The sequence below is a fragment of the Vibrio lentus genome, from assembly GCF_002875945.1.
GTDB classification, from domain to species: Bacteria; Pseudomonadota; Gammaproteobacteria; order Enterobacterales; family Vibrionaceae; genus Vibrio; species Vibrio apostichopi.
Map to the genome: position 1 here is coordinate 20,689 of NZ_MCZK01000116.1, position 21,326 is coordinate 42,014.

Sequence of the window (21,326 nt, forward strand, 5' to 3'; positions counted from 1 at the left end):
CCCTTTTAGCAGCACAACATTATGAGTACTAACAGATGATGCATTCAGTCTTTTCTACGCAACAATTGGAATGGATTCGCAAGAACTTAAAAATCGCAGTGATTCACGGTGGGGATAAAGAGCAGGACGGCAGTTTTATCTTTGAAAACTTGAGCCCTCGCTCAACCAAAACGTATGCTCCTGTTGCACACGATATTGCTAATGCACTGCGTGAATCTAATTTCCAGTTCGTGGAGGTGTTAGCTGAAGACATCAACTTAGCGCAGTGCCTGAAAGATAAAGGTATTGACTTGGTGATTACGAACAGTGGTGGTTTGCAAGGTTTTGACTCCATGTGTCATTTGCCTTCTACATTGGAAATGCTGGGCGTGCCTTATGTAGGGCACTCGCCAATGACGGCAGGGATCTTGGATAACAAGCACCTGTTTAAGCATGAAATTAAAGCCGCTGGACTGCCGACTGCACCATTTATCACCATTGGTATTGATGAACATTTTGAAGATGCAGCAAAGCAAGATGCGATCGATCAAATTGAAGCTCAGTTCAAAGATGGTTTCATTGTTAAGCCAGTGTCTGGCCGAGCTTCAATCCATGTTTATCCTGTTTTTAACCGTAATGATCTCACGGGTGTTGTAGAGCATGTACGTCAAGCGACGGGGAACACAGTAATGATTGAGCCTTTCCTTGGGGGGCGAGAGTTTGTTGTTGCTGTTGCGGGAGAGTATGTCTTTAAAGAAGGCAAACTGACGCAGTCTGAAATGCCGATGGCTTTCTCAATTACTGAACGTGTACTGGATGCTGACGAGCCGATTTTTACTTCTATGGATGTAAAGCCGATCACTCAAGACCGTTTGGTTGCTGTTAATGAGGAGGGGTTACGCAGTCAGTTAGCACTGATCGGTCAGAAGATTTATCGCCAGCTTGGCCTTCAAACCTTAGTGAGAGTGGACTTACGAATGGACAAAGAAGGCAACCTTTATGTGCTGGAAACCAATCCAAAACCGGATCTAAAACGTCCGCAGGGAGAGAAGGTAAGTTTGGTCTGCCATGATTTGGCTCGTGAGGGTATCGATTACACAGACCTAGTTCAGTCGTTGGTGTTTAACCGATTATCTTTCCTTAAGCAAAAACGACCAATGTCGGTTGCGCATTGCCTCAATGAGCAATTCGACGCTCTAAGTGTGTGTTAGGAGTGAACTTTGAACTCTTTTAAGCAATATAGCCGCTTGTTGCTCGGAGCATTACTGGTTCTGTTATCATTAATGCTGATCTTTGTCGTTGGGTATGCACAAGCATTGAAAAGCTATCAACAGCAGAGCCGTGATGCGATTTTAGCCCAAACAGAAGCCGCCCGAATTGGTATAGAACAAGTTCTGAGTTCCGGCGTGCCGCTTCAGGACTTTGCTGGTCTTGAGAAAGTGCTATCGCCAATCGCGAAAGCGGATTCTTCTGTGGTTGATATCCGAGTGATTTCTGGGCAGCAAGAGCTATATCGCTACACTGATGACAACTTTATTGGCAGCTTAGTCACTATCCCTTTGAGCAATAAATTCGCTCAAGTTGGTGCTTTGGAGGTTTGGCTGAGTGGTGAAGAAATCGAAAGGAGCATCGATAGGCATTTCCAGCCGATGGTGCTGCTGGTGGCTTTACTGACCGCTGCGTTTATCTTCTTTGTATTGCGTAGCCAAAATCCCAAGATTTACTTCACTGCATTTGGTGGTGTGTTCTTAGCCATGTCGGCGAGCGTGCTATTGATGGTCGGTGCATTGTACAAATCCGGCTTGGAGCACAAGGCTGACTCCATGGCGAACATTGTTACTCAACGTTTGGCCCCAGTACTGAATGCAGGGATCAGCTATCGTCAAGTGAGTGGCATCGATGAGATGCTAGACAGTTTTCGTCAGTCAAACCCAGAAGTCTCTTCCATTTCTGTTGCTCAGGGATCTGAGTTGATCGCCAAAAGTACAGCGCAGAACAGTATGTCAGTTGATGAAATGGCCAAATTTCTGGTCAGCGATACGAAAGGGAATGAGGTGACGGTCGCTTTTTTCCCTAAAGTACTGTTTGCGCAGTTGGTACGCATTCTAAAGAACTTTGCCATTCTATTTACAGGTTGTGCGTTCATTTGCTTTGCTTTTATTCGCTTGCTGAGCCACTCAGAGCAACAGCCAAAAAACGATATTGTACTAGCACAGGTTAAGCCGTTGCTTTTGGTTACGGTGCTGATGGAATCGTTAATGGCACCGGTTTTACCTCAGTACTTAACGCAAATCGCGGTAGAGAATGGCGCGGGTGAAAGTTGGTCGTCTTACTTCTTTACACTCTACTTTGTCGGTTTTGCTGCAACGCTATTGCCTGCTTCGCGTCTAGTTGAAGTGTTTGATATTCGCAAAGTACTTGGCGTGGGTATTCTATTATCCGCGGCTGGTTGTCTGTTGCTCGCGTACGAGTCCCAGTTAGCGATGGTGCTTATTGCTCGATTCACCTCTGGCGTTGGGCAAGCGACGATCTTTATTGCCGTTCAAGGTTACATTCTGCGTTGCAGTGATCAATCTAACAAGACACAAGCCGCTGGCATCATCGTATTTTGCTTCAATGCTGGATTTATCTCTGGTGCGGCAATCGGTGCCTTGTTGGCTGATACCGTAGGCGTGCAAGGTATCTTCATGTTGTCGGCTTTAGTTGGTGGCCTGATGTATTTGTTCGCGTTGTCGCTACCGTCGATGATTCCTCAGGGGAATGCTCAAGGTTCACTCAAAGAGAACCTTGCGATGATGTTAAAAGATTCCGCTGCTTTGATGCGTGTACCGTCATTCATGCGCACCATGTTGCTTGTTGGTATCCCAACTAAAATGATGCTAACTGGTGTCGTATTCTTTGCTGTGCCAATCCTTCTTTCTGATGTAGGCGTCGAGCGCGAAAGTATCGGTCAGGTGCTGATGGCTTATGCATTCTCTGTGCTTTTCATTAGTGGCAAGGTCTCGCCAATGATTGACCGTATTGGCTCTGCAAAATGGGCGCTTTGCTTGGGAAGCATCGTTGGCGCTGTTGCTTTGGCCATTCTTTCTTCTGCCTTCTTATTTGAAGACATAACCTATCTTGTCCTCGTCGCAACGTTCGCAATGCTAGTCATGGGTGTTTCACACGGCTTTATTAATGCCCCAGTTGTGACTCATGTGGTGACCACAACTCAAGGCGTAAATGCCAACTCAGTTGCTTCTACTTACCGATTTTTGGAAAGGCTAGGTCATGTGTTGGGTTCGGTTGTTGTCGGTGCTTTGCTTACTCACCTCGGAACGGACTACGCATTCTTTGCGCTTTCAGCATTCTTTACCTTAGCTGGCTTGTTGATGTGGTTGTTTGACCGTGGTGCACAAAAGGAGACGAAAGCATGACTCGATTGATTTTACTTTTGGTACTAGCTGTATCCTCATCGGTGAGTTTGGCGGATTGGCCTGAGTGGTTGGGTGAACACTTACAAGCTGAGAAGGCGGTACAGTGGGAAATCAATGCCAATGACAGTGATGTATTGTTCGCCCCACGTGGTGAACATCCGATGGTTTGGGTCTTAGTTTCTCGAAAAGCGGACTCGTATGATGTTGCGTTGTCGACCATCTTAAAAGTGTTTCGCAGAGAAATACCTAACGTTTCATTTCGTGCTTTTCGTTTACCTACAAGCCAAGAGGAACTGGTCGCTTGGACGAAAGCTGCCGATAAAAAGGCGAACATTATCTACACGGTTGGATCTCGTGCGACCGTCTCACTGCATAAGGTTTACGCTGGAGGTAAGCTGCCGGTTGTATCGGTGAACGCAAAAGATCCGGTGTTACTGGGCCTGACGGATAACTATCACTCAAGCGGCAACAACTTTGCTTACACCTCCTTGAATTTGCCTGCTGATATTACGCTGAGCTTTTTACGTCGCTTTAAACCAAGCCTGACTCAAATTGGTGTGCTGTACGCCAAGTCGAACACCAGCGCTTATCTCACACAGTTTTTGCCACTTCAAAAAGAGGCTGAGAAGCAAGGAGTGACAGTCTTTCCTATCGAAGTTGACGAGAATAATCCTGAGCTTGCTCTTCAACACGTGATGCAAACCACCGTTGAATCGATGAAGGTTAACGATGGCAATTTACGTCAATCCTTGCTTTGGCTAACGGGTAGCTCAAGTCTTCTTAACCGACTTGATGAGATCAACCTGTATTCAGAGCAGCTTCCTCTGTTAACTGCAGTGCCTGATGCGGTTAATGGTACGCAACAAAGTGCGCTGATGTCTGTTGGCGTAGGGTTTGAGAACAATGCCCACCAAGCGGCACTTTACGGCCTTGAAGTACTTAAAAAGGGTGCAGATCCTGCCTCTCTGCCTGTGGGAGTGCTGTCGCCACCAGACATCTCGATTAGCTTTAAACAAGCAGGTCATGTTGATACGCAGCTTCCGTTTGTACTGATTGAAATGGCCAGCGATATCTATTCGCAAGATGGCAAGCTAGTGCGTTCTGCTGGTATGAGCATGGAGAGCCATTAACCATGATACGTGTCGTTTTTAGTGCCGTTATGTTGACCGTGCTTAGCCAACCTGTTTTGGCCTATCAGCGCCCTGAGCGATTACTACTCGCAACCCAAGAATGGTTTCCTTATCAGTACCAAGAAAACGGGGAAATGAAAGGGCCGGGGATAGAACGAGTGAAGTGTGTCATGAGAGTGATGGACCAGCCGTATCAGCTCACGATGACTAAGTGGGATAGAGCCCAGCTCATGACAGAGGTTGGCTCACAACATGGTTTCTTTCTTGCATCTCGTAACAGCAAGCGTGATGAGTATGCCGATTATTCTGCGCCACTTGAGCAACAGAATTGGAGTTGGTTTTCGCTCTCTGATTCAACAGAGTTAGACAACGCAATGTTCAAATCTCAGGTTGAAGTCGCGGCACTGTTTGGCTCAAATAAATGGTTTTGGCTACAGAAAAACGGTTACCGCATGAGTAAAAAACCAAGGATGCCAAAAGCCCTAATTGAGTTAATGCTGAACGGGGAAGTCGGAGCGGTATTGGGCAATGACGCTGTCATTGACGAGACGATAAAAAAAATGGGTATCAGTTATCGAGCGATTTCTCGAACACGGGTCAAATCGAATCCATTGGGGGTGTATTTCTCCAAAGCATTTACTAAGAAATACCCCCACTTTTTAAATGAATTTAACGAGGCGGTTTCTCAGTGTCGTTAACTCCAAATATTGAATTTATTGAAGGTCAGTCAAATGCCTCTATCGATTAGAATTATTAGCTCTCCAGATGGTGAAAGCATCGCCCAATGGAATCAAGCATTTCCAGAGGATGGTGGAGATATCGGGCGTGCGTTTGGCGCGACGCTACAACTTAATGATGTAAGTCGTGAGATTTCAAGTACCCATGCGATGATTCGTAAGACCTCGCGTGGATACCAAATCATGGACAACAGCACCAATGGCCTTTACATCAATGGCTCTGATGCGCCATTGGGCAATGGTAACCAATCGACATTAAGTGATGGTGATGTTCTTGATATTGGCCGCTACCGATTGCTGGTTTCTTGTTTCTTCCCTGAATCAGCGAAAGCGCAACCCCAGCAGCATCACTCTGATAGCTCTCTATTAGGTGATGATCCGTTTAGTACTGAATCAACCCCTTTTATTAAAAGTATTCCTGAAGTAGATGAAGCGCCAGAGTTCACCATCTCGACGACAGATGTGGTGGGGGATGACCCATTTGCGAACGATGCCTCAATTAAGCAAGAGCAAGCGCCTCACTTTAATCTTGATTTTCAGACGGATGAGGATGACCCACTGAAAGGCAGCGATTTTCGTGCGTCATTTCCAAACCATGAAGTGATGGCAACCCCCTCTTTCGCTCAAGAAGAGTCACCAGTTAAACAATCTCAGTTTGCTATCACTGAGTTTAAGAAGCATGAGCAGCGCATACAGGAATGCACGGACAAAGCATTAGAAATGGCATTGGCAAGGTTGTTGTCTGACATTTCTCCGAATGCGATGGAGTCGATGTTTGATGATTTGTCGGGCAACGGCTTTTGGTCTCGTAAACCGAAGTACTGGGATATGTACAAACGCTATTTCAACCGACAAGTGGAGAATCGCGATTGGCAAATTAAGTTTCAAGCGTACTTCAGAGATGCAATGCGTATGCAAAAAAACTTCGAAGGGGATCAGTAATGGTACGTCGTTTATGCCTGATGTGTATCGCCCTTATGATGTCAGGGTGCAGTTTATGGAGCGATGAGCTGGTTGAGCCAAAACTGGTCGTTGATATTAAAGCTGCGACCAATATTAACCCTAATGTTGAAGGTAAGCCTTCTCCGGTAGAGCTCCGAATCTATCAATTGACGAATAATAATGCGTTTGAACTCTCTGATTTTATTAAAATTTATAATGATGACCAAGGCGTATTGAAGGCCGAGTTGGCCGTTTCTCGCCAGTTACCAAGCATTTTGCCGGGTGAAACTCGTCAGGAAATTATCCCACTTGGTAGTGGTGTTAATTACATCGGTGTGATTGCGGGTTTTGCTGATTACAGAGAGGCGAAGAACAAGGTGATTTATAAGCCGCTAATTGTGAATTCAGCGGTTATCAGTATTGAAATTGATGGCATTAACCTGTCTGTGTCAGGGGAAGAAGAATAATGGATAATAATAAAGTCGTGTGGAGTGAGGGGATGTTCCTTTCCCCTCAGCACTTTCAACAGCAAGAGCGCTATGTTGAACATTTTACTCGCGAGTTCGCCGGACAAATTAGCCCTAATGCTTATGGATTGACCTCGTTAGAGCTTGACCGCTCGATGTTGAACATTGGTAAGGTTTCGGTGCGTCGTGCTAAAGGTATTTTCCCTGATGGAACGCCATTTGAAATTGAGCAAGCACTGGTGCTCGATGTGCCGAAAAATACCAGTCATAAGAAAGTGTATCTGGCCCTTCCGGTTTCAAGACCGGGCACTATTGATGTTGGAGAAGGTGCGCGTCTTAGACACTCTTCACAAGAACACCCCGTTTACGATACCAGCCGAGAGCACAGTGACCCGGTTCAGTTAGAGCTAGCAACATTGAACATTCAGCTGCGTTTAGAAGGTGATGAGCTAAAAGATTTTGTGTTGATATCCGTTGCTGAAATCAGTGAACACAAGTCTGAAGGTGTTGTTGTGTTGAACCAAGCATTCGTTCCCCAATGCTTGCAGTTTGCCGTATCTAACTACCTAACCGATAACGTTGCTGATCTATTTGCACAAGTACAATACCGTTCCCGAGCGATACATACTCGTTTACAAGCGGAGTCCAGTAGTAAAAGCTATCAGTCATTGATGCGTGACTACTTGTGGCAGCAAGTACTGGGTGCTTGGATGCCAAAGCTTGAACAATGGAATCTAGATGGCTCGTTGCTGACACGTCACCTCTATTTAGAGTGCGTTTCGATGGCGGGGCAGATGCAGGGTTTAGAAGGGAAGATGCCAAAGTCTTTCCCTGCATGGAACCAAGATGCGTTATACAGCATTTTCTCGACCGTGTTTTCTGAGTTATTGGTGTTACTGCGTGAGGTTCAGATAGATAACGTATCAACATTGAACTGGGACAAACAGCTGTTCGTTAGCCGCCGCTTACTACGCACACTGGTTGATGATCGCAGCCTATACAATCAAGGGCGCTTTGTGTTGGCCGTTTCCTCGTCTATCGGTGTCACTCGACTTAGTGAAGAGTTTCCTCGTGCTGCGAAGCTAGCAGGGAACAGTGATATTGCCGGTTTAGTGCGTAATGCACTTTCAGGTGTTCCTTTGCGCCATCTTCCTTATGCACCTTCTGAGCTGAAGTCTTTGAATGACGCCGCTTACTTCGAAATCGATACTAAGTCTGAGTTGTGGCAAGCGTTGATCAAACGTGATGAGGCGATCGCTCTTCATATTGATGAAAGAATTGATGATATCCACGTCGATTTTCATGTGATCAGGTAGGTAACTGATGGGCGGATTATTTAACGAAGAACCGACGGTTCAAATTCGACGAGTGACATCGACCGAATCACCTCAAAAGCAGCATCAGTTGCCACCCAAAGCGGATACTTCGGGTACTGAGCGATTGATTGAGAATCTTGCCATTTATGGTAGCCCTTTAATGAATGCGGCAACGGAGTTGTTGGGTATTTTAGTGACGATTAAGCGTCAAGGTGCACCGAGAGACATCAACCGTTTTCGTCAAAAACTTTTGTACGCCATTGATGCGTTTCGTTTGCGTGGTCTGCACTTGGATTACCACCCAAGTGTGATTGAGAAAAGCTGCTTTGTGTTGTGCGCGGCATTTGATGAAGCTGTGCTGTACACCGCTTGGGGAGAGCGTGCCCGTTGGGAAAATCATTCGTTGTTGAGCAAGGTGTTTTCACAGCGCGATGGCGGAGAGGCCTTTTTTGTGTTGTTAGATAAAGCCAGCCAGCAGCCGAATAAACTTGTTGATTTTATTGAGCTTCAGTACGTGCTTTTGGCTTTGGATTTCAAAGGGCGCTTTCGCCATGAAGACGAGAGCCAATTGCATGATATTACCGCTCGTGCGTACGGCCTCATTCGCCACTATCGTAGTGAAAGTCCTTTTCCGGTACCGCAAACACCAACGCTAATCGAAGGTAAACGCCCGTGGCTAATGATCAGTATGGGCAAAACGTTAGGCTTGGTTTGTTTGGTTCTGGCATCCGGGTATGGCTTTACTGAATATTGGTACAACAGCCGTGTCCAGCCATTGTTGGCACAGTTTAGCGCGATCGATATGTCAGACGTCAACCTGAAGAAAAACAGCAGTGACTTAGTGTACTTGAGTTCCGATGCGGATTTGGGGCGACAGAGTGAAAGCCTAGAGGAAGAAACGGGAATGCAAGGAAAAGTGGTCACTCAGCAATGGGAGATCATTCTCGCGGTATTTTCTCGGGCGAGCGACGCACTTCGTTTATCGACAGAACTCAAACAAGCAGGCTATGAGTCTTTTACTCGTGAGACGGAACATGGTGTTGAGCTTTATCTTCACGCAGGCGACGACTTAAACACCATTCGTAAGTTGAAAAATGAACTCAATGTTCGCTTTGGTTTGAACGCTACGATTAAAAGAGCGCTGAAATAAGATGTTTAAAAAGATATTTTCTATTTTCTTGGTGATTACTGCCATTTTAGGGACGCTCGCATTTTGGCTTACAGCATCAGAAGAGCAACCAGTCTGGATAAAGTGGGGAATGCTCGCCGTCACCGTCGTTATTGTCTTCTTTACATGTGTTTGGTGGTGGAAACAACGCAAGCTTAATCAAACAGAGAAGGAAGAGCATGACCAACACGTGCTGCTTAAACAGGACACGTGCGTGATTCAGCAGCTGTTTCGTATCGCAACGAAAAAGATACAGGGACAAGCTCGTAACAAGCTAGAAAGCCTTTACAGTCTGCCTTGGTACCTAGTTCTAGGTGGTGAAAAAGACGCGAAAAGTGCCATATTGCTACAGAATGGTTTTGAGCCAGTTAACGAGCGCTACTTGGATGAAAGTGATACGGAACAGTACCTACGCTTTTGGAGCAACGATAACGCAGTCGTTGTGGAAGTCGGTCATCGTATATTTGATAACGACGGTATTGACGAGTCGCTTTGGCAGGTACTGGCGAAGCAACTACTCAAATACCGTCCGAGGCAAGGACTGAACGGCATTGTGACGGTTATTGGGTGTGATCGCCTAATAACAGGAGACAAAAAAGAACGCGCTAGGCTCTCAGGTATCTATCAGGAGGCTGTGTTGTCGATGGGCGCAGAGCTTAGCTTAAACTTGCCTGTTTACGCCGCTTTCTCTAAAGCTGACTCGATTGCAGACTTCACGGGTTTCTTTGAGAGCTTCACTGCATGTGACTCAGAAAATCCTTTTGGTATTACCTTTGAGTGCGATGTTTCACGCCGTTATGACAAACAGCAATTTGAGGCGGAAAGCCACGCATTGATTCAATCCATTGCGGGACAGCAGTTTGAGTTACTGAGAAACGTCAGTAGTGACAAGTCGGGCTCCATTATCGCTTGGCCTTATCAGCTAAGAATTTTCCTAGAGCGCGTCAACGAGTTTTTGAGCGACATTGGTCGCGAGAACCGTGTCCGAGAAGCCGTATGGATCCGCGGCGCTTATTTAATGTCATCCGGACAAAAAGGCATTGAGCACGATTTACTAACACAGGTAGTGGCAGAACGTGCTGAGTTCAACACCAATAATCAAGTTGAACAGCAGCCAAATCGTCGTGGTTTCTTTACACAACGTTTGTTCAATAAGGTCATCTTGCCGGAGAAGAATATCGTCGGTGTCAATGAATGGCGTCATGCGGGTTATCTTGTATTTCGAACCGCTGTTCTAGTATCCGTAGTGGGGCTGATTTCTATTGCAGGTCTGAAGTTACAAGAAAACTGGAATGTTGATGAAGATTGGCGCACAACGGCTCTGTCTCAAATTCGTTTTTATCAAAACGATGTTCAAAAGCTGAGCAATGACAATTCGATGTCGGAGGTTGTGGCGGTATTAAAAGAACTCGGCGACGTGGTTGCTGAGGGCGTTCAACCTAAACCGTGGCATGAGAAAGTCAGTATTAAGCAAACAGATACGGCCGAGAGTGTTTACTCTGCTTATGAAAAACAGTTGCACCAGATAATGCTGCCAAAGCTAGAAGAGCTGATCAGCAGCGAGCTGTATGTTTATGTGAACCTTGGTAATCCAAGCCGAATCTTTGAGATTTTGCGTTACTACCAGATGTTGTTTGACCGAGAGCAACTGAACTTTGCGGAACTACAAACTTACTTACTTGATAACTTGAAAGACCAAGGTGAGCTTTCTCCGGACGAGCTTTACTCTTTTTCTCTTTTAATCGAAGACTTGTTTAAAAGTCATTACGACAAGCAGCTACAACCGAACCTAGACCTGATAGCTGTTGCAACGAACAACCTTGAAGGCTTGTCACCAGAGCGACTGATTTATGCGCGTATTAAAGAGATGCCAGAGTACCGTACTCAAGTTGATCTCCGAAGCCAGCTCGGTGAGAAGTTCGATAGTTTGTTTGAGTTTACTAATGATTTCCATGGCTACCTGATCCCAGAAATCTTTACTAAGCAGGGCTATAGCCAAATTGATTTGACGACAAAGTCACCTCTGCTTAGAAGTTTGATGAGCGAGTTTAAAGCGATTCAAGGTGATATGTCTGGCGCATCAGTCATTGAGCTTAGAGAACTGAGCAAACAGGTTCAACGTCTGTATTTTGCCGACTACATCTACTACTGGAAAGACTTGGTCAACAACATTCAAATCAAGCAGTTTGGTGATGCTTCAGGACTCAGCTATGCACTAAGGAATACACGTTCTCCGGCTACGAGTTCACTACTTGATGTATTGGATGCAGTTGTGGTGAACACAACATTAGCTGTCGCAGATCAACCAGATACGAAAGGACAAAAGCGTGTAGCTGGTCAACTAGGATTGAAGAAAGCGAAAAAGGTGTTGAACAAAGCCGACAAGGTGAATCGAGCAGTTGGCGATAATCTGTTGAGGCTGCAACCTTCATTTGTCGTAAATGAAGCATTTTTGCCTTTTTCTAGGTTTGTGAATGGGAATGGTAAAGACAAGGATACACCACTGGAGCAGTTGATCGTTCAAGTTGATGAAGTTAACTCGTTTTTTGATGCCGCATTGTCTAGTTCAAACCCAGGTAAATCATTCCATGCTTATGCCATCGCTCATGCGCAAGGTAGTAGCGACCCTATCGTGAACTTCCGTCAAGCTGGCAGCAAGGCTCCAAACATCGTCGCGTCTTGGACGAAGAGTCTCAGTGAACAAGTTTGGAAACAAGTGGTGAATGGCAGCGTGGTGTATCTAAATACACAGTGGGATGAGCAAGTTTACCAGTTTTATGTGTCTGCCATTGAAGGGCGATTCCCATTTGATCAACATGGCCGTGGAGAAGTGAGCTTAGATGACTTTTCTCAATTCTTTAAACCAAGTGGCCGTGTGGCTCGCTACATAGAAGAAACCTTGAAGCCGTTTGTTTACTGGGATAACGGCAGGCTCAAGCTAAACGAAGTTGACGGCCTAACGCTACCAATAAACTCAAACACTCGTAAGCAACTTGAATTAGTTCAAAAGCTGAGTGGCATTTTCTTCGGTTCTTCAGGTGATGATCTTGGGTTAAGGCTTGAAGTAAAAGCGAGCTCAATGAGTACTGACGTGACGGAATTCCGCCTACGAGAGGCTGAAACGATTTACGACTACAAACATGGTCCAAGAGTGTGGCGCGAGATAACTTGGCCAACCGCAGGAGTGGATGGCTATTTGAGTGCAGAATTCTACAGCGGTCAGAATCGAGTCGCACAACAATCATTTACCGGTCAGTGGGCGTTGTTGCGCGCTATTTTTGCGAATAAGAGCAGTGCTACATCGAGCCGCTTGATTCGTAAGCTCAACTACAAAATTAACCAAAACAACATTGTATTGGATTACACGTTGCGTGATTCCAAACAACCATTGGATAAATCTTTATTTGTTCAATTCTCGTTGCCTAAGCAGCTTTAAGGTTGTCGATGTTGAAAGCAGTGATTGAACCGCAGGAACGAGTGCGTTGCCAAGTTTTGGCGACTCACTCCCGTGCACACGAAATCAGTAACGACTTGACCCACTACACTAAGCATTTTGATTCGGCAGAGAGCCTGCAAAGAGAATGGGTTGCTTTGCAAGAGTGTCAGGGTGCTCAAATACAAAAAGTAGTGGATGTCGACTGGAGCAAATTGCAGCTAACGCTGGAGTTTGATCAAAGTGCGATACCGCTGATTGAGTTTGAGCCTAAGGATCTAGCGTTATTTGCTTCGCTTTTGCCTAGTGTGGTTCAGGCGATCAAACACTGTCATAGCAAGGGGTGGGTACATGGCGATATCAAGCCATCTAACCTGCTTTATGTGCCTAAATTACAACATATTCGATTGATCGATTTCGGTGCCAGTTGTCGGGCTGGAACTTCTCGGGAAGCACTCTCCGAATGGCAAGCAACGCCTATGTTTGCTTCGCCAAATCAAAAGGGTGGGGAAGGTCTGGTCGAAACGGGGGACGACTGGTTTTCACTGATTAAAGTCATCGATCAGGTCATGTCATATGCGCATGACTACTCAATAAACTCAACGCTTATCCAGTGGCGAAAAGCCCTGAGCCTTGAGATTTAGATAGAAGGAAAGCTAATGAATAAAAAACAGCTTGCTGCGGCCAATCTTGACTTCGATGTGTCATCAATCAAAGGGACGGATGGAAAATTAATCCCTAACTTAGGATGCGCGATAGAAATTGAGCAATGGTTGAAAAAACTGTCTCTCGCATGCGGGAGAAGGCACTCGAACAGAGCCTTACCTTATTTAGAAAAAGCGATAGATGTTATCTATTCTGAGGTTGAGGCGGAATTGTATCGCCAGTCGGGAAACAGCAGTAGCGCCTACGAAGCTAGCGCAGTGACTAAGCATCCAGTATGGCAGTTTTTTGTAGAACGAGTGACGAAAAAATTTGGTAGTGTCGTTAAGGTGATTCAACCACACCGTTCACCAACGGAATCTGTCCGTTCGAAACTGATTAACCGTACTTTCTTCCAAATGCTGCATAACAAGCATGAAGTTTTGAAGCGTTCTCATAGCAGTATCTTAGCATCCGGTGAGCTTGGCCAAGCCAAGGTGGAAATTCTTGATGCGCAAGTTAATGCTTTGCGAGATGCCTACTTTAATCATGCAAAATGTAATGCTGAACTTTGGCCTGCTATCAATGATCTGTTCCAAAAAGGAAATACCCGCTCTGTTGAGGGCAAAGTAAACCTTGAAGACAGTTCACTGACATTTGAAGCCTCACAAGCACTATTTGCCGAAGCAAAAGTCGAGTTTGAAAAAACTTGGGACTTCGGAAAAATGAAAAACCAAATCAAAGCATCCGCTGAAATTAGTGCCCGTGAGAGCAGCAAATTTAGTGCTCATGCTAAATTTGGACAAGGTGGTGCTGCTGGTTTCCGAGAGAAGAAGCTTGGAGAGGAAGCCGGTAAGAAGACCAGTACGAAGTTCACTCTAGATAAGTCACCAGGTAAAGCTTGGGAGACTAATAAAAAAGAGGAAGCGGACGACGGATCGTTTGCTGCAATGCAGCTGATACCGGGTATTGATTTAGAAATTGATGCGGTACTTGCTGCTCAAATGGGTATGAAGTTAACAGTCTCTCACGAACTTTCTGTGGCCGACTTTATGGCCCTAAAGAGTGAAGGTGAGTTATTTGTTGGTGCGACTGCTAAAGTGCAATTTACGAGCACACTAAACAGTGCCAATATCTTTGCCGGTGATGAAGTAATTAAAACTAAAATTGGTGCAAGTGCCTTTGTTGGTGCTAAGGCTAGTGGAACAAGCACCTTTACCCTGAAAGCTCGCGGCATGAATATGTTGTCTGGTAGTGTGACTGGTTCTGCATCAGTTGGCTTGGGCGCATCCGCTGCTTTGGAAGCCATTGTTAAAGGTTCTGGAGACTTCACATTTAAAGCGGGTGCAGGTGCAACGATGGGGGTAGGTACCAACGTAGAATTTGGAACTATGGTTAACCCGATGTTACTCAAAGTGCTCCTGTGGGATTCATTTGCTAAGCACCTACGTTCGAAGCATACTAAGCGCAGAACGGGCATTAAATACAACAGAAACGTTAACCAGGTTGCATTGTGCCGTTGTGAAGAAAGTATCCTGTCGTCGTTGAACATGATTGAAGCGGACTACCGAGTCTTAGCGGAAGAGATCTGGCGTATTCCAACCTTCACAAATATTTCTACGAAGGATGAAGTCACCACGATGCATGATCGTATCGCTAGTCCTGATAGAAATGTTATGGATAAGTACCTAGAAACGCTTGGCGTCAATGATGCTATCAATATGAGCCCAGAGGACATTACTCAAGCCGCTGTCGATATTGATAATCAAGCGCGCTTTAATCAATCACAAAACATGCTTCTTAAGCAAGCGAAGAAAGCGGCTTCGAAGAGGGGAACTAAATCACTTTCTGGCGGGATAGCTTTAGCGGGAATGAATGTTATGAACCCAACAATGGGGCTATTGGCGGTCAAACCTTAACCAATAAAAAATGGCGAGGTGTCTCGCCATTTTTTGATGTTTCTATAAGAATAGTTAAATTTTATGTTGACACTTCTTTCGGTTTCTCAACGAGTGATCTGCCCCAGTTGTTTTGGACACTGAGTTAAGTGAGTAAAATCACTAGCGAGGTGAATCATGACAAACAAGAAAAAACGTATTATCCATTCTTCTGAATTTAAAGCAGAAACGCTCAAGTTTACGGAGAAAGTGGGCGTTGCTGCTGCCGCTAGACAACTATCTCTCCATGAATCTCAAATCTATGGCTGGCGTCCAGTATCACTGAGCGGGAAAAAGAGTTAGCGGCAGAGGTGGCTAAACTCAAAAGGCAGTTGGCAGAACAGGCAGAAGAGCTAGAAATAGTAAAAAAAGGCCGCCACCTACTTTGCGAAGAATCTAAAGTAGCTTGCTACGAATTTATGCTTGAACACCTGCTTCATTTCCATGTATCTCACATGGTTAAGGTGTTCGGTATGTCGTGAAGTGGGGTTTACTACTGGATCAAGCATCGTCATAAAGACTGCATGCAAGAACAAGCCCGTCAGGTATTAGACGACAAGATCAAATAGGTGTTCTACAGCTGCAAAGGCAGGGACGGTGCTAGGCGTATTCAGATAGAGTTGGCTGATAACGGTGACAGGCACAATGTGGAGACAATTGCCAGTAGCATGAAATGATCCGCACCAGAAGTTTTGGACACTGAGTTAAGTGAGTACAATCACTAACGAGGTGGACAATGACAATTAAGAAAACACGAATCAAACATGCTCCTGAATTTAAAGCCGAAGCACTTAAGTTAGCAGAGAAAGTCGGTGTCGCTGCTGCTGCACGGCAGCTATCGTTATATGAATCTCAAATCTATGGATGGCGTAAAGCCGTAAAAAAAGACGCGAAAATCAGCGATAGAGAAAGAGAACTCGCCACTGAAAATGCCAAGCTCAAACGATTATTAGCAGAGCAAGCTGAAGAGCTAGATATCGTTAAAAAAGGCCGCCACCTACTTCGCGAAAAATCTAAAATAGATTGCTATGAGTTTATGCTCGAACACCTGATGCAATATAGGATTGTCCGTATGGCTAAGGTGTTTGGGGTTTCTCGAAGTGGGTTTTATTATTGGATTGATAATCGCCATAAAGTCACTCAACACAACGAGCACCGCAAGCAGCTTGATAACAAAGTTCGAGAAGTCTTTGATGATAAAAAGGAACGCGACGGTGCAAGGCGCATTCAAAAAAGAACTTGAGGCAAATGGTAATAAGCACGATGTAAAAACCATTGCCGCGAGCATGAAGCGCCAGAACTTAGTCGCAAAGGCCGCCCGTAAGTTCAAATGTACGACAGACAGTAAGCATAGGCTTCCTGTTGCCCCAAACTTGCTTGAGCAAGATTTTAATGCAACAGCACCGAACCAAAAATGGGCTGGAGATATTACCTATCTAGCGACAAGCGAAGGTTGGATGTATTTAGCCGTTATTATCGACCTGTACTCACGGCAAGTCGTTGGTTGGTCAATGAGCACCAGAATGACCGCAACTCTGGTCTGTGATGCACTATCAATGGCATTGTTCCGCAGAGGCATGCCAGAAGACGTGATCATCCATAGTGATAGAGGTAGCCAATATTGCTCAAAAGACTACCGAGATTTAATCGCAGCTCATAATCTAAAACAAAGCATGAGTAGGAAGGGTAATTGTTGGGATAACGCCTGTGTTGAAAGCTTTTTCCACTCAATGAAAGTAGAAGCCGTTCAATACGAGCCGATAATGACCCGAGAAGAGATGCGCCAAGCGCTTTTTGAATACATTGAAGTTGATTATAATCGAACAAGAAGGCACAGTGCTCTTGGGTATCTAAGCCCAGTTAACTTTGAAAAACAATATGTCGCTTAATGCGGTGTCCAGTCTAACTGGAGCAGATCAGAAGCTATGCTAAATAAAACTAAACGACCGGCTATGACAACGGGCCGAGCGGCTGTGCTTGGCTTGATAGAGCGCTATGTGTCAACGGGATTTGGTTATCGCTTATCTTTACTTGAAGTACAGAAGCTCGTGTACTTTCTAACAGCGGTTGGTGAGCCATTAAACAAGGTTGTCTTTCAAAAGCATCACTATGGTCCTTATGCTGATGTACTTCGTCACGTGCTCGATAAAATGGAAGGCCATTTTATTTCAGGTTATGCCGATGGTCTAAATAAGCCTGAAACTCCGATTGAGCTTAAAGGCGATGCTGTAACTGAGGCTCTTAATTACCTTGAGCAGCATACAGAGACTAAACAGCGCTTTGATAAGGTTGCCAAGCTAATAGAAGGGTTTGAGTCTCAAAATGGTATGGAGCTACTATCAACTGTTCATTGGGTAGCAACTCAGGAATATGGTGATAAAGTTCTAACGAGTGAAGATGTGATTAATGGTGTTCATGGATGGAGTGCGAGAAAAGCAAATATGAAATCAGCTCATATTTTGGCTGCTTGGAATCGATTGCGTGAACAAGGGTGGTTGGACAGTAAAGCGCCAACGTTGTGATGTGAAAACCTATGCTCTCTTTTGTATTTCGATGAGCAATTTATTATGCGAGTTATGTTCTTAGTTAATGAAAAAGCCCTTTCAGCCATATCGGTTGGAAGGGTTTCATTTTTTTAGCGATAGATAATGCAGCAAGGAGTTGGCGCGTCATCCAAAATATTTTAGATATATGTCATTACCGTGAACATCAATATTCAGGTAAGGCATGACATGAATAAAATTAAGTTAATAAAATTAGAAGCTGTGATTGAAATGACGACTTTGAGTCGCTCTGCTATCTACAGGGGCATAAGAGAATGTCGGTTCCCAAAGCAAGTACGTTTGAGCCGTCGCTCAGTTGCTTGGGTTGAAAGTGATATTCAGAACTGGATAAAAGCACAAGTCGCGGAAAGGCAGAGCATATAGATTTGAGAGGGGCAGGCTAAGGCCCTCTTTTTTTGTTTTGAGGATATAGGATGTCACGGTTTTAGGTTTGCCGAATACTTTAGTTTGTAACTGGAAACTTTGCAGGTGCGGACAAAAAGCAACCGATTGGAATTCGAGATAGAGAACTAAGGTTTCTTTTCTATCAATGAGTTAGCTTTTTTGGTTAGTGTAGGTAAAAGTGTGGTTTTTAAGTGTGTGTTACTTTAAGTTGTTGTTTCTAATGTAATTACATACTAATGCATCAGGAGTATGTTTTTGATCGGCTTTCACAGTTAACTTCTTTCGTTTATTTCTATTGCGGCTTAGGATACGTCAAAGCGTTTCGTGCGAAAAGCGACACATGCGAAAAGATGCAAATCCAAATGATATACATCTAGATAAGGGAAGCCAAAGATGCAGACGACTCAAGCTCTTAGTGAAAAACTCGGACACTTACTTGCGAAACATAAACATGTATTGGTGACGGCTGAATCTTGCACTGGCGGTGGTGTTGCTAGCGCGGTAACGGATATTGCTGGTAGCTCAGCTTGGTTTGACCGTGCTTTTGTGACCTACAGTAACGAAGCAAAGCAAGAGATGATTGGTGTTCAGCTTGAAACCTTAGTTGAGTTTGGTGCCGTGAGTGAGCCGGTGGTTATAGAAATGGCTCACGGGGCGCTGCAACATTCAAACGGCACTATTTCTGTATCGATCAGCGGCATTGCTGGCCCTGGTGGTGGCACGGAAGATAAACCGGTAGGGACCGTGTGTTTTGCTTGGAAGGCTGCAAATGGATGGAACAAAGTAGCAACGCATGTATTTACAGGCGATAGATCACAAGTACGCCAACAAGCCACGCACCATGCCCTGCAAGTTATTTATGATTACCTATCAATGGAAGACAAGTAACATTTGTACAAATTATTTTCATACAGGTATAGACACTGTATGAATCAACAGTATAATAAAAGCCAATTAGTCACCCCTTTGTGGGTTAGAAATAGATTCTAAGTCGCTTGTTGAGACAACCGATTATGTGGAGATAGAAATGGACGAGAATAAACAAAAAGCGTTAGCCGCAGCCCTTGGTCAGATTGAAAAGCAATTTGGTAAAGGTTCGATCATGCGTCTTGGTGATAACCGTACAATGGACGTAGAAACTATTTCTACAGGTTCTCTATCTCTAGATATCGCACTAGGTGCTGGTGGCCTACCGATGGGACGTATCGTTGAAGTTTACGGTCCAGAATCATCAGGTAAAACAACGCTAACGCTTGAGCTTATTGCTGCAGCGCAGAAAGTGGGCAAAACGTGTGCATTCGTTGATGCGGAACACGCACTTGACCCTATCTACGCTCAAAAGCTGGGTGTTGATATCGACGCTTTGCTTGTGTCTCAACCTGATACTGGTGAGCAAGCTCTAGAAATCTGTGATGCACTGGCTCGCTCAGGTGCTATCGATGTTCTTGTTATTGACTCGGTTGCTGCACTAACACCTAAAGCTGAGATCGAAGGCGAAATGGGCGATAGCCACATGGGTCTTCAAGCACGTATGCTTTCTCAAGCAATGCGTAAGCTAACAGGTAACCTTAAGCAGTCTAACTGTATGGCTATCTTCATTAACCAAATCCGTATGAAGATTGGTGTAATGTTCGGTAACCCAGAAACAACAACAGGTGGTAATGCACTTAAGTTCTACGCATCTGTTCGTCTTGATATCCGCCGTACTGGTGCAATCAAAGATGGTGATGAAGTTGTTGGTAACGAGACTCGTATCAAGGTTGTTAAGAACAAGATTGCTGCACCATTCAAACAAGCTGAAACTCAAATCCTTTACGGTAAAGGCTTCAACCGCGAAGGTGAGCTTATCGATTTAGGTGTTAAGAATAAGCTAGTAGAGAAAGCGGGCGCTTGGTACAGCTACAAAGGCGACAAGATCGGCCAAGGTAAATCGAACTCTTGTAAGCACCTACGTGAAAACCCAGAGATCGCTCTGGAACTTGACACTAAGCTTCGTGAATTGCTACTGACTCCTGCTGTTCTTGAAGAGAAAGGCGCAGAGAAAGAAGAAGAAAACGAAGAGCTATAAGCTAACGTTTTATAGAGCGGGTGTTTTAAAGAAACATCCGTTTTGAAAGAGTAGAAAGCCTCGCATATTTTATGCGGGGCTTTTTTATTGGGGCGGATTTAGTTTTGAGTTGTATCGTGCGATTTCATTTCTTCATTCCCTAAACCTTAAACCCTAATCACTTTTGAGGCTTACCCTTACAGTAAAAAGAGTTCAGTAACGGTGTAATGATGGAGTGATAGAGATTGATGTTATCTAGCTTCTGCTTAAATATGTTTTGGCTTTTTCTATTGTTGGTAAAGACAAAGGCATACATCGAAACAATGTTGTCTCTGTATGCTGAATTGCTAACTCGAATGTAGATACTTTTTACATTGCATTGCGACAGTTCTAAGCCATCTATATAGATCTTCATTTCAGTTGAAGATACCTTCTGTGAATCGTCACTGAGGTAAAGCGTCGCACTGCCGAATTGATAGGGTTGGTAGCGCTCTTTATTCAGGAATGGCGCTTGTTCATTGCTGTAGTGAATAAAGTAATAGGCGATCAGAATGATGCCAAACCATAGAGCACATAAACTTATCGCAAATTGATGAGGGAATCTTGGGTTGGCTTGTTCGTTGTTGATTGGTTGTCGTGGGTGATCAGTTCTATTATCAACTTCTACTTCAAAACCAACTCCTAACGCATTACCTAAAATACCAGCCTCAGGCATTGCTTCTGACACATCTCGGTTTTCAGTTTGAGGGGCATTTGGTGCTTGAGATTGCTTATTTGGGATGACTGAAAGTGAGTATCCTTTCTTACTTATCGTTTTGAGCTCTAACTCATCAGTGTCTAAATTTTTGATGACCTTTCTAATGTAACTAATGGTGTTGGTCAGGGATTGATCAGTGACCAGTACACCTTGCCAACACTCTTCAAATAACTCATCTCGAGATATGCACTGACCTTGGTGCTCTAAAAGATACACAAGAACCTTAAACGGCAACGGGCGCATGCTGATCGTGGTATCAGACAGAATCTGTGTGATCGTCCTCATTTTGTTGTTGATAACGATGTGGTCAGTGATATTGCTTGTGTGATTCATGGGCTTGTATGCAGTGTTCATGTTGGCTTTTGCGGGCGGTACTTTAAGCATAGGAGGCCAGTCTGTAACTGTAA

At 44.7% G+C, this 21,326-nt stretch carries 17 protein-coding genes and 1 pseudogene; 17 read left to right on the forward strand and 1 reads right to left on the reverse strand.

From position 1 onward, the window contains the following. The first annotated feature begins 35 nt into the window (after positions 1-35). The 17 genes and pseudogenes from BCT49_RS12410 (at position 36) to recA (ending at position 20,183) form a co-directional block, all read left to right on the forward strand. Entirely contained in the window at positions 36-1,190 is a 1,155-nt protein-coding gene (locus tag BCT49_RS12410; RefSeq protein ID WP_102435522.1) for a D-alanine--D-alanine ligase family protein, read from the forward strand. A 9-nt stretch (positions 1,191-1,199) separates the two neighbouring features. Next, entirely contained in the window at positions 1,200-3,395 is a 2,196-nt protein-coding gene (locus BCT49_RS12415; RefSeq protein ID WP_102435525.1) for an MFS transporter, read from the forward strand. Further along, on the forward strand, positions 3,392-4,525 hold the full coding sequence (locus BCT49_RS12420) for an ABC transporter substrate binding protein (RefSeq protein WP_102435527.1): 1,134 nt from the start codon (positions 3,392-3,394) through the stop codon (positions 4,523-4,525). Before BCT49_RS12415 ends, BCT49_RS12420 begins: the two co-directional genes overlap by 4 nt. A 2-nt stretch (positions 4,526-4,527) precedes the next feature. Continuing rightward, positions 4,528-5,223, forward strand: coding sequence for a substrate-binding periplasmic protein (locus BCT49_RS12425; RefSeq protein ID WP_102435529.1), 696 nt, complete (start codon positions 4,528-4,530; stop codon positions 5,221-5,223). A gap of 33 nt (positions 5,224-5,256) precedes the next feature. After that, positions 5,257-6,204 (forward strand): type VI secretion system-associated FHA domain protein, encoded by a 948-nt coding sequence (locus BCT49_RS12430; RefSeq protein WP_102435531.1) that lies wholly within the window; start codon positions 5,257-5,259, stop codon positions 6,202-6,204. Then, entirely contained in the window at positions 6,204-6,671 is a 468-nt protein-coding gene (gene tssJ / locus BCT49_RS12435) for a type VI secretion system lipoprotein TssJ (RefSeq protein WP_102435533.1), read from the forward strand. Before BCT49_RS12430 ends, tssJ begins: the two co-directional genes overlap by 1 nt. Beyond that, entirely contained in the window at positions 6,671-7,987 is a 1,317-nt protein-coding gene (gene tssK / locus BCT49_RS12440; protein WP_102435535.1) for a type VI secretion system baseplate subunit TssK, read from the forward strand. The genes tssJ and tssK overlap by 1 nt, the downstream gene beginning before the upstream one ends. 7 nt (positions 7,988-7,994) lie before the next feature. Continuing rightward, positions 7,995-9,137: a type IVB secretion system protein IcmH/DotU gene (icmH, locus tag BCT49_RS12445; RefSeq protein WP_102435537.1), complete on the forward strand. Its 1,143-nt coding sequence runs from the start codon at positions 7,995-7,997 to the stop codon at positions 9,135-9,137. 1 nt (position 9,138) lies between these two features. Next, complete coding sequence (tssM, locus tag BCT49_RS12450) at positions 9,139-12,591, forward strand: type VI secretion system membrane subunit TssM (RefSeq protein ID WP_102435539.1); 3,453 nt, start codon at positions 9,139-9,141, stop codon at positions 12,589-12,591. An 8-nt stretch (positions 12,592-12,599) separates the two neighbouring features. Next, positions 12,600-13,232, forward strand: a complete 633-nt coding sequence (locus tag BCT49_RS12455; protein ID WP_198595853.1) for a protein kinase domain-containing protein — start codon at positions 12,600-12,602, stop codon at positions 13,230-13,232. Between the two features lie 15 nt (positions 13,233-13,247). Next, the gene (locus tag BCT49_RS12460; protein WP_102435543.1) at positions 13,248-15,149 is read left to right on the forward strand and encodes a hypothetical protein; all 1,902 of its coding nucleotides are present in this window, start codon (positions 13,248-13,250) and stop codon (positions 15,147-15,149) included. A gap of 156 nt (positions 15,150-15,305) precedes the next feature. Beyond that, a pseudogene (locus BCT49_RS12465) lies at positions 15,306-15,841 on the forward strand (transposase); the annotation flags it as partial. A 62-nt stretch (positions 15,842-15,903) separates the two neighbouring features. Next, a protein-coding gene (locus tag BCT49_RS12470) for an IS3 family transposase (RefSeq protein ID WP_102435545.1) occupies positions 15,904-17,056 on the forward strand; the annotation gives its coding sequence in 2 pieces (ribosomal slippage) (positions 15,904-16,398 and positions 16,400-17,056; 1,152 coding nt in all). Positions 17,057-17,092: 36 nt separating this feature from the next. Further along, positions 17,093-17,689, forward strand: a complete 597-nt coding sequence (locus BCT49_RS12475) for a hypothetical protein (protein WP_241908072.1) — start codon at positions 17,093-17,095, stop codon at positions 17,687-17,689. Positions 17,690-17,899: 210 nt separating this feature from the next. Continuing rightward, a complete protein-coding gene (locus BCT49_RS12480) occupies positions 17,900-18,094 on the forward strand; it encodes a helix-turn-helix transcriptional regulator (protein WP_046209189.1) in 195 nt (64 codons plus the stop codon). Positions 18,095-18,508: 414 nt separating this feature from the next. After that, on the forward strand, positions 18,509-19,003 hold the full coding sequence (gene pncC, locus BCT49_RS12485; RefSeq protein WP_102435547.1) for a nicotinamide-nucleotide amidase: 495 nt from the start codon (positions 18,509-18,511) through the stop codon (positions 19,001-19,003). 139 nt (positions 19,004-19,142) lie between these two features. Then, the gene (gene recA / locus BCT49_RS12490) at positions 19,143-20,183 is read left to right on the forward strand and encodes a recombinase RecA (protein WP_029223240.1); all 1,041 of its coding nucleotides are present in this window, start codon (positions 19,143-19,145) and stop codon (positions 20,181-20,183) included. A 157-nt stretch (positions 20,184-20,340) separates the two neighbouring features. Here recA and BCT49_RS12495 read toward each other — a convergent pair whose 3' ends face one another. Next, positions 20,341-21,303 (reverse strand): winged helix-turn-helix domain-containing protein, encoded by a 963-nt coding sequence (locus BCT49_RS12495; RefSeq protein ID WP_241908074.1) that lies wholly within the window; start codon positions 21,301-21,303, stop codon positions 20,341-20,343. Positions 21,304-21,326: the final 23 nt, after the last annotated feature.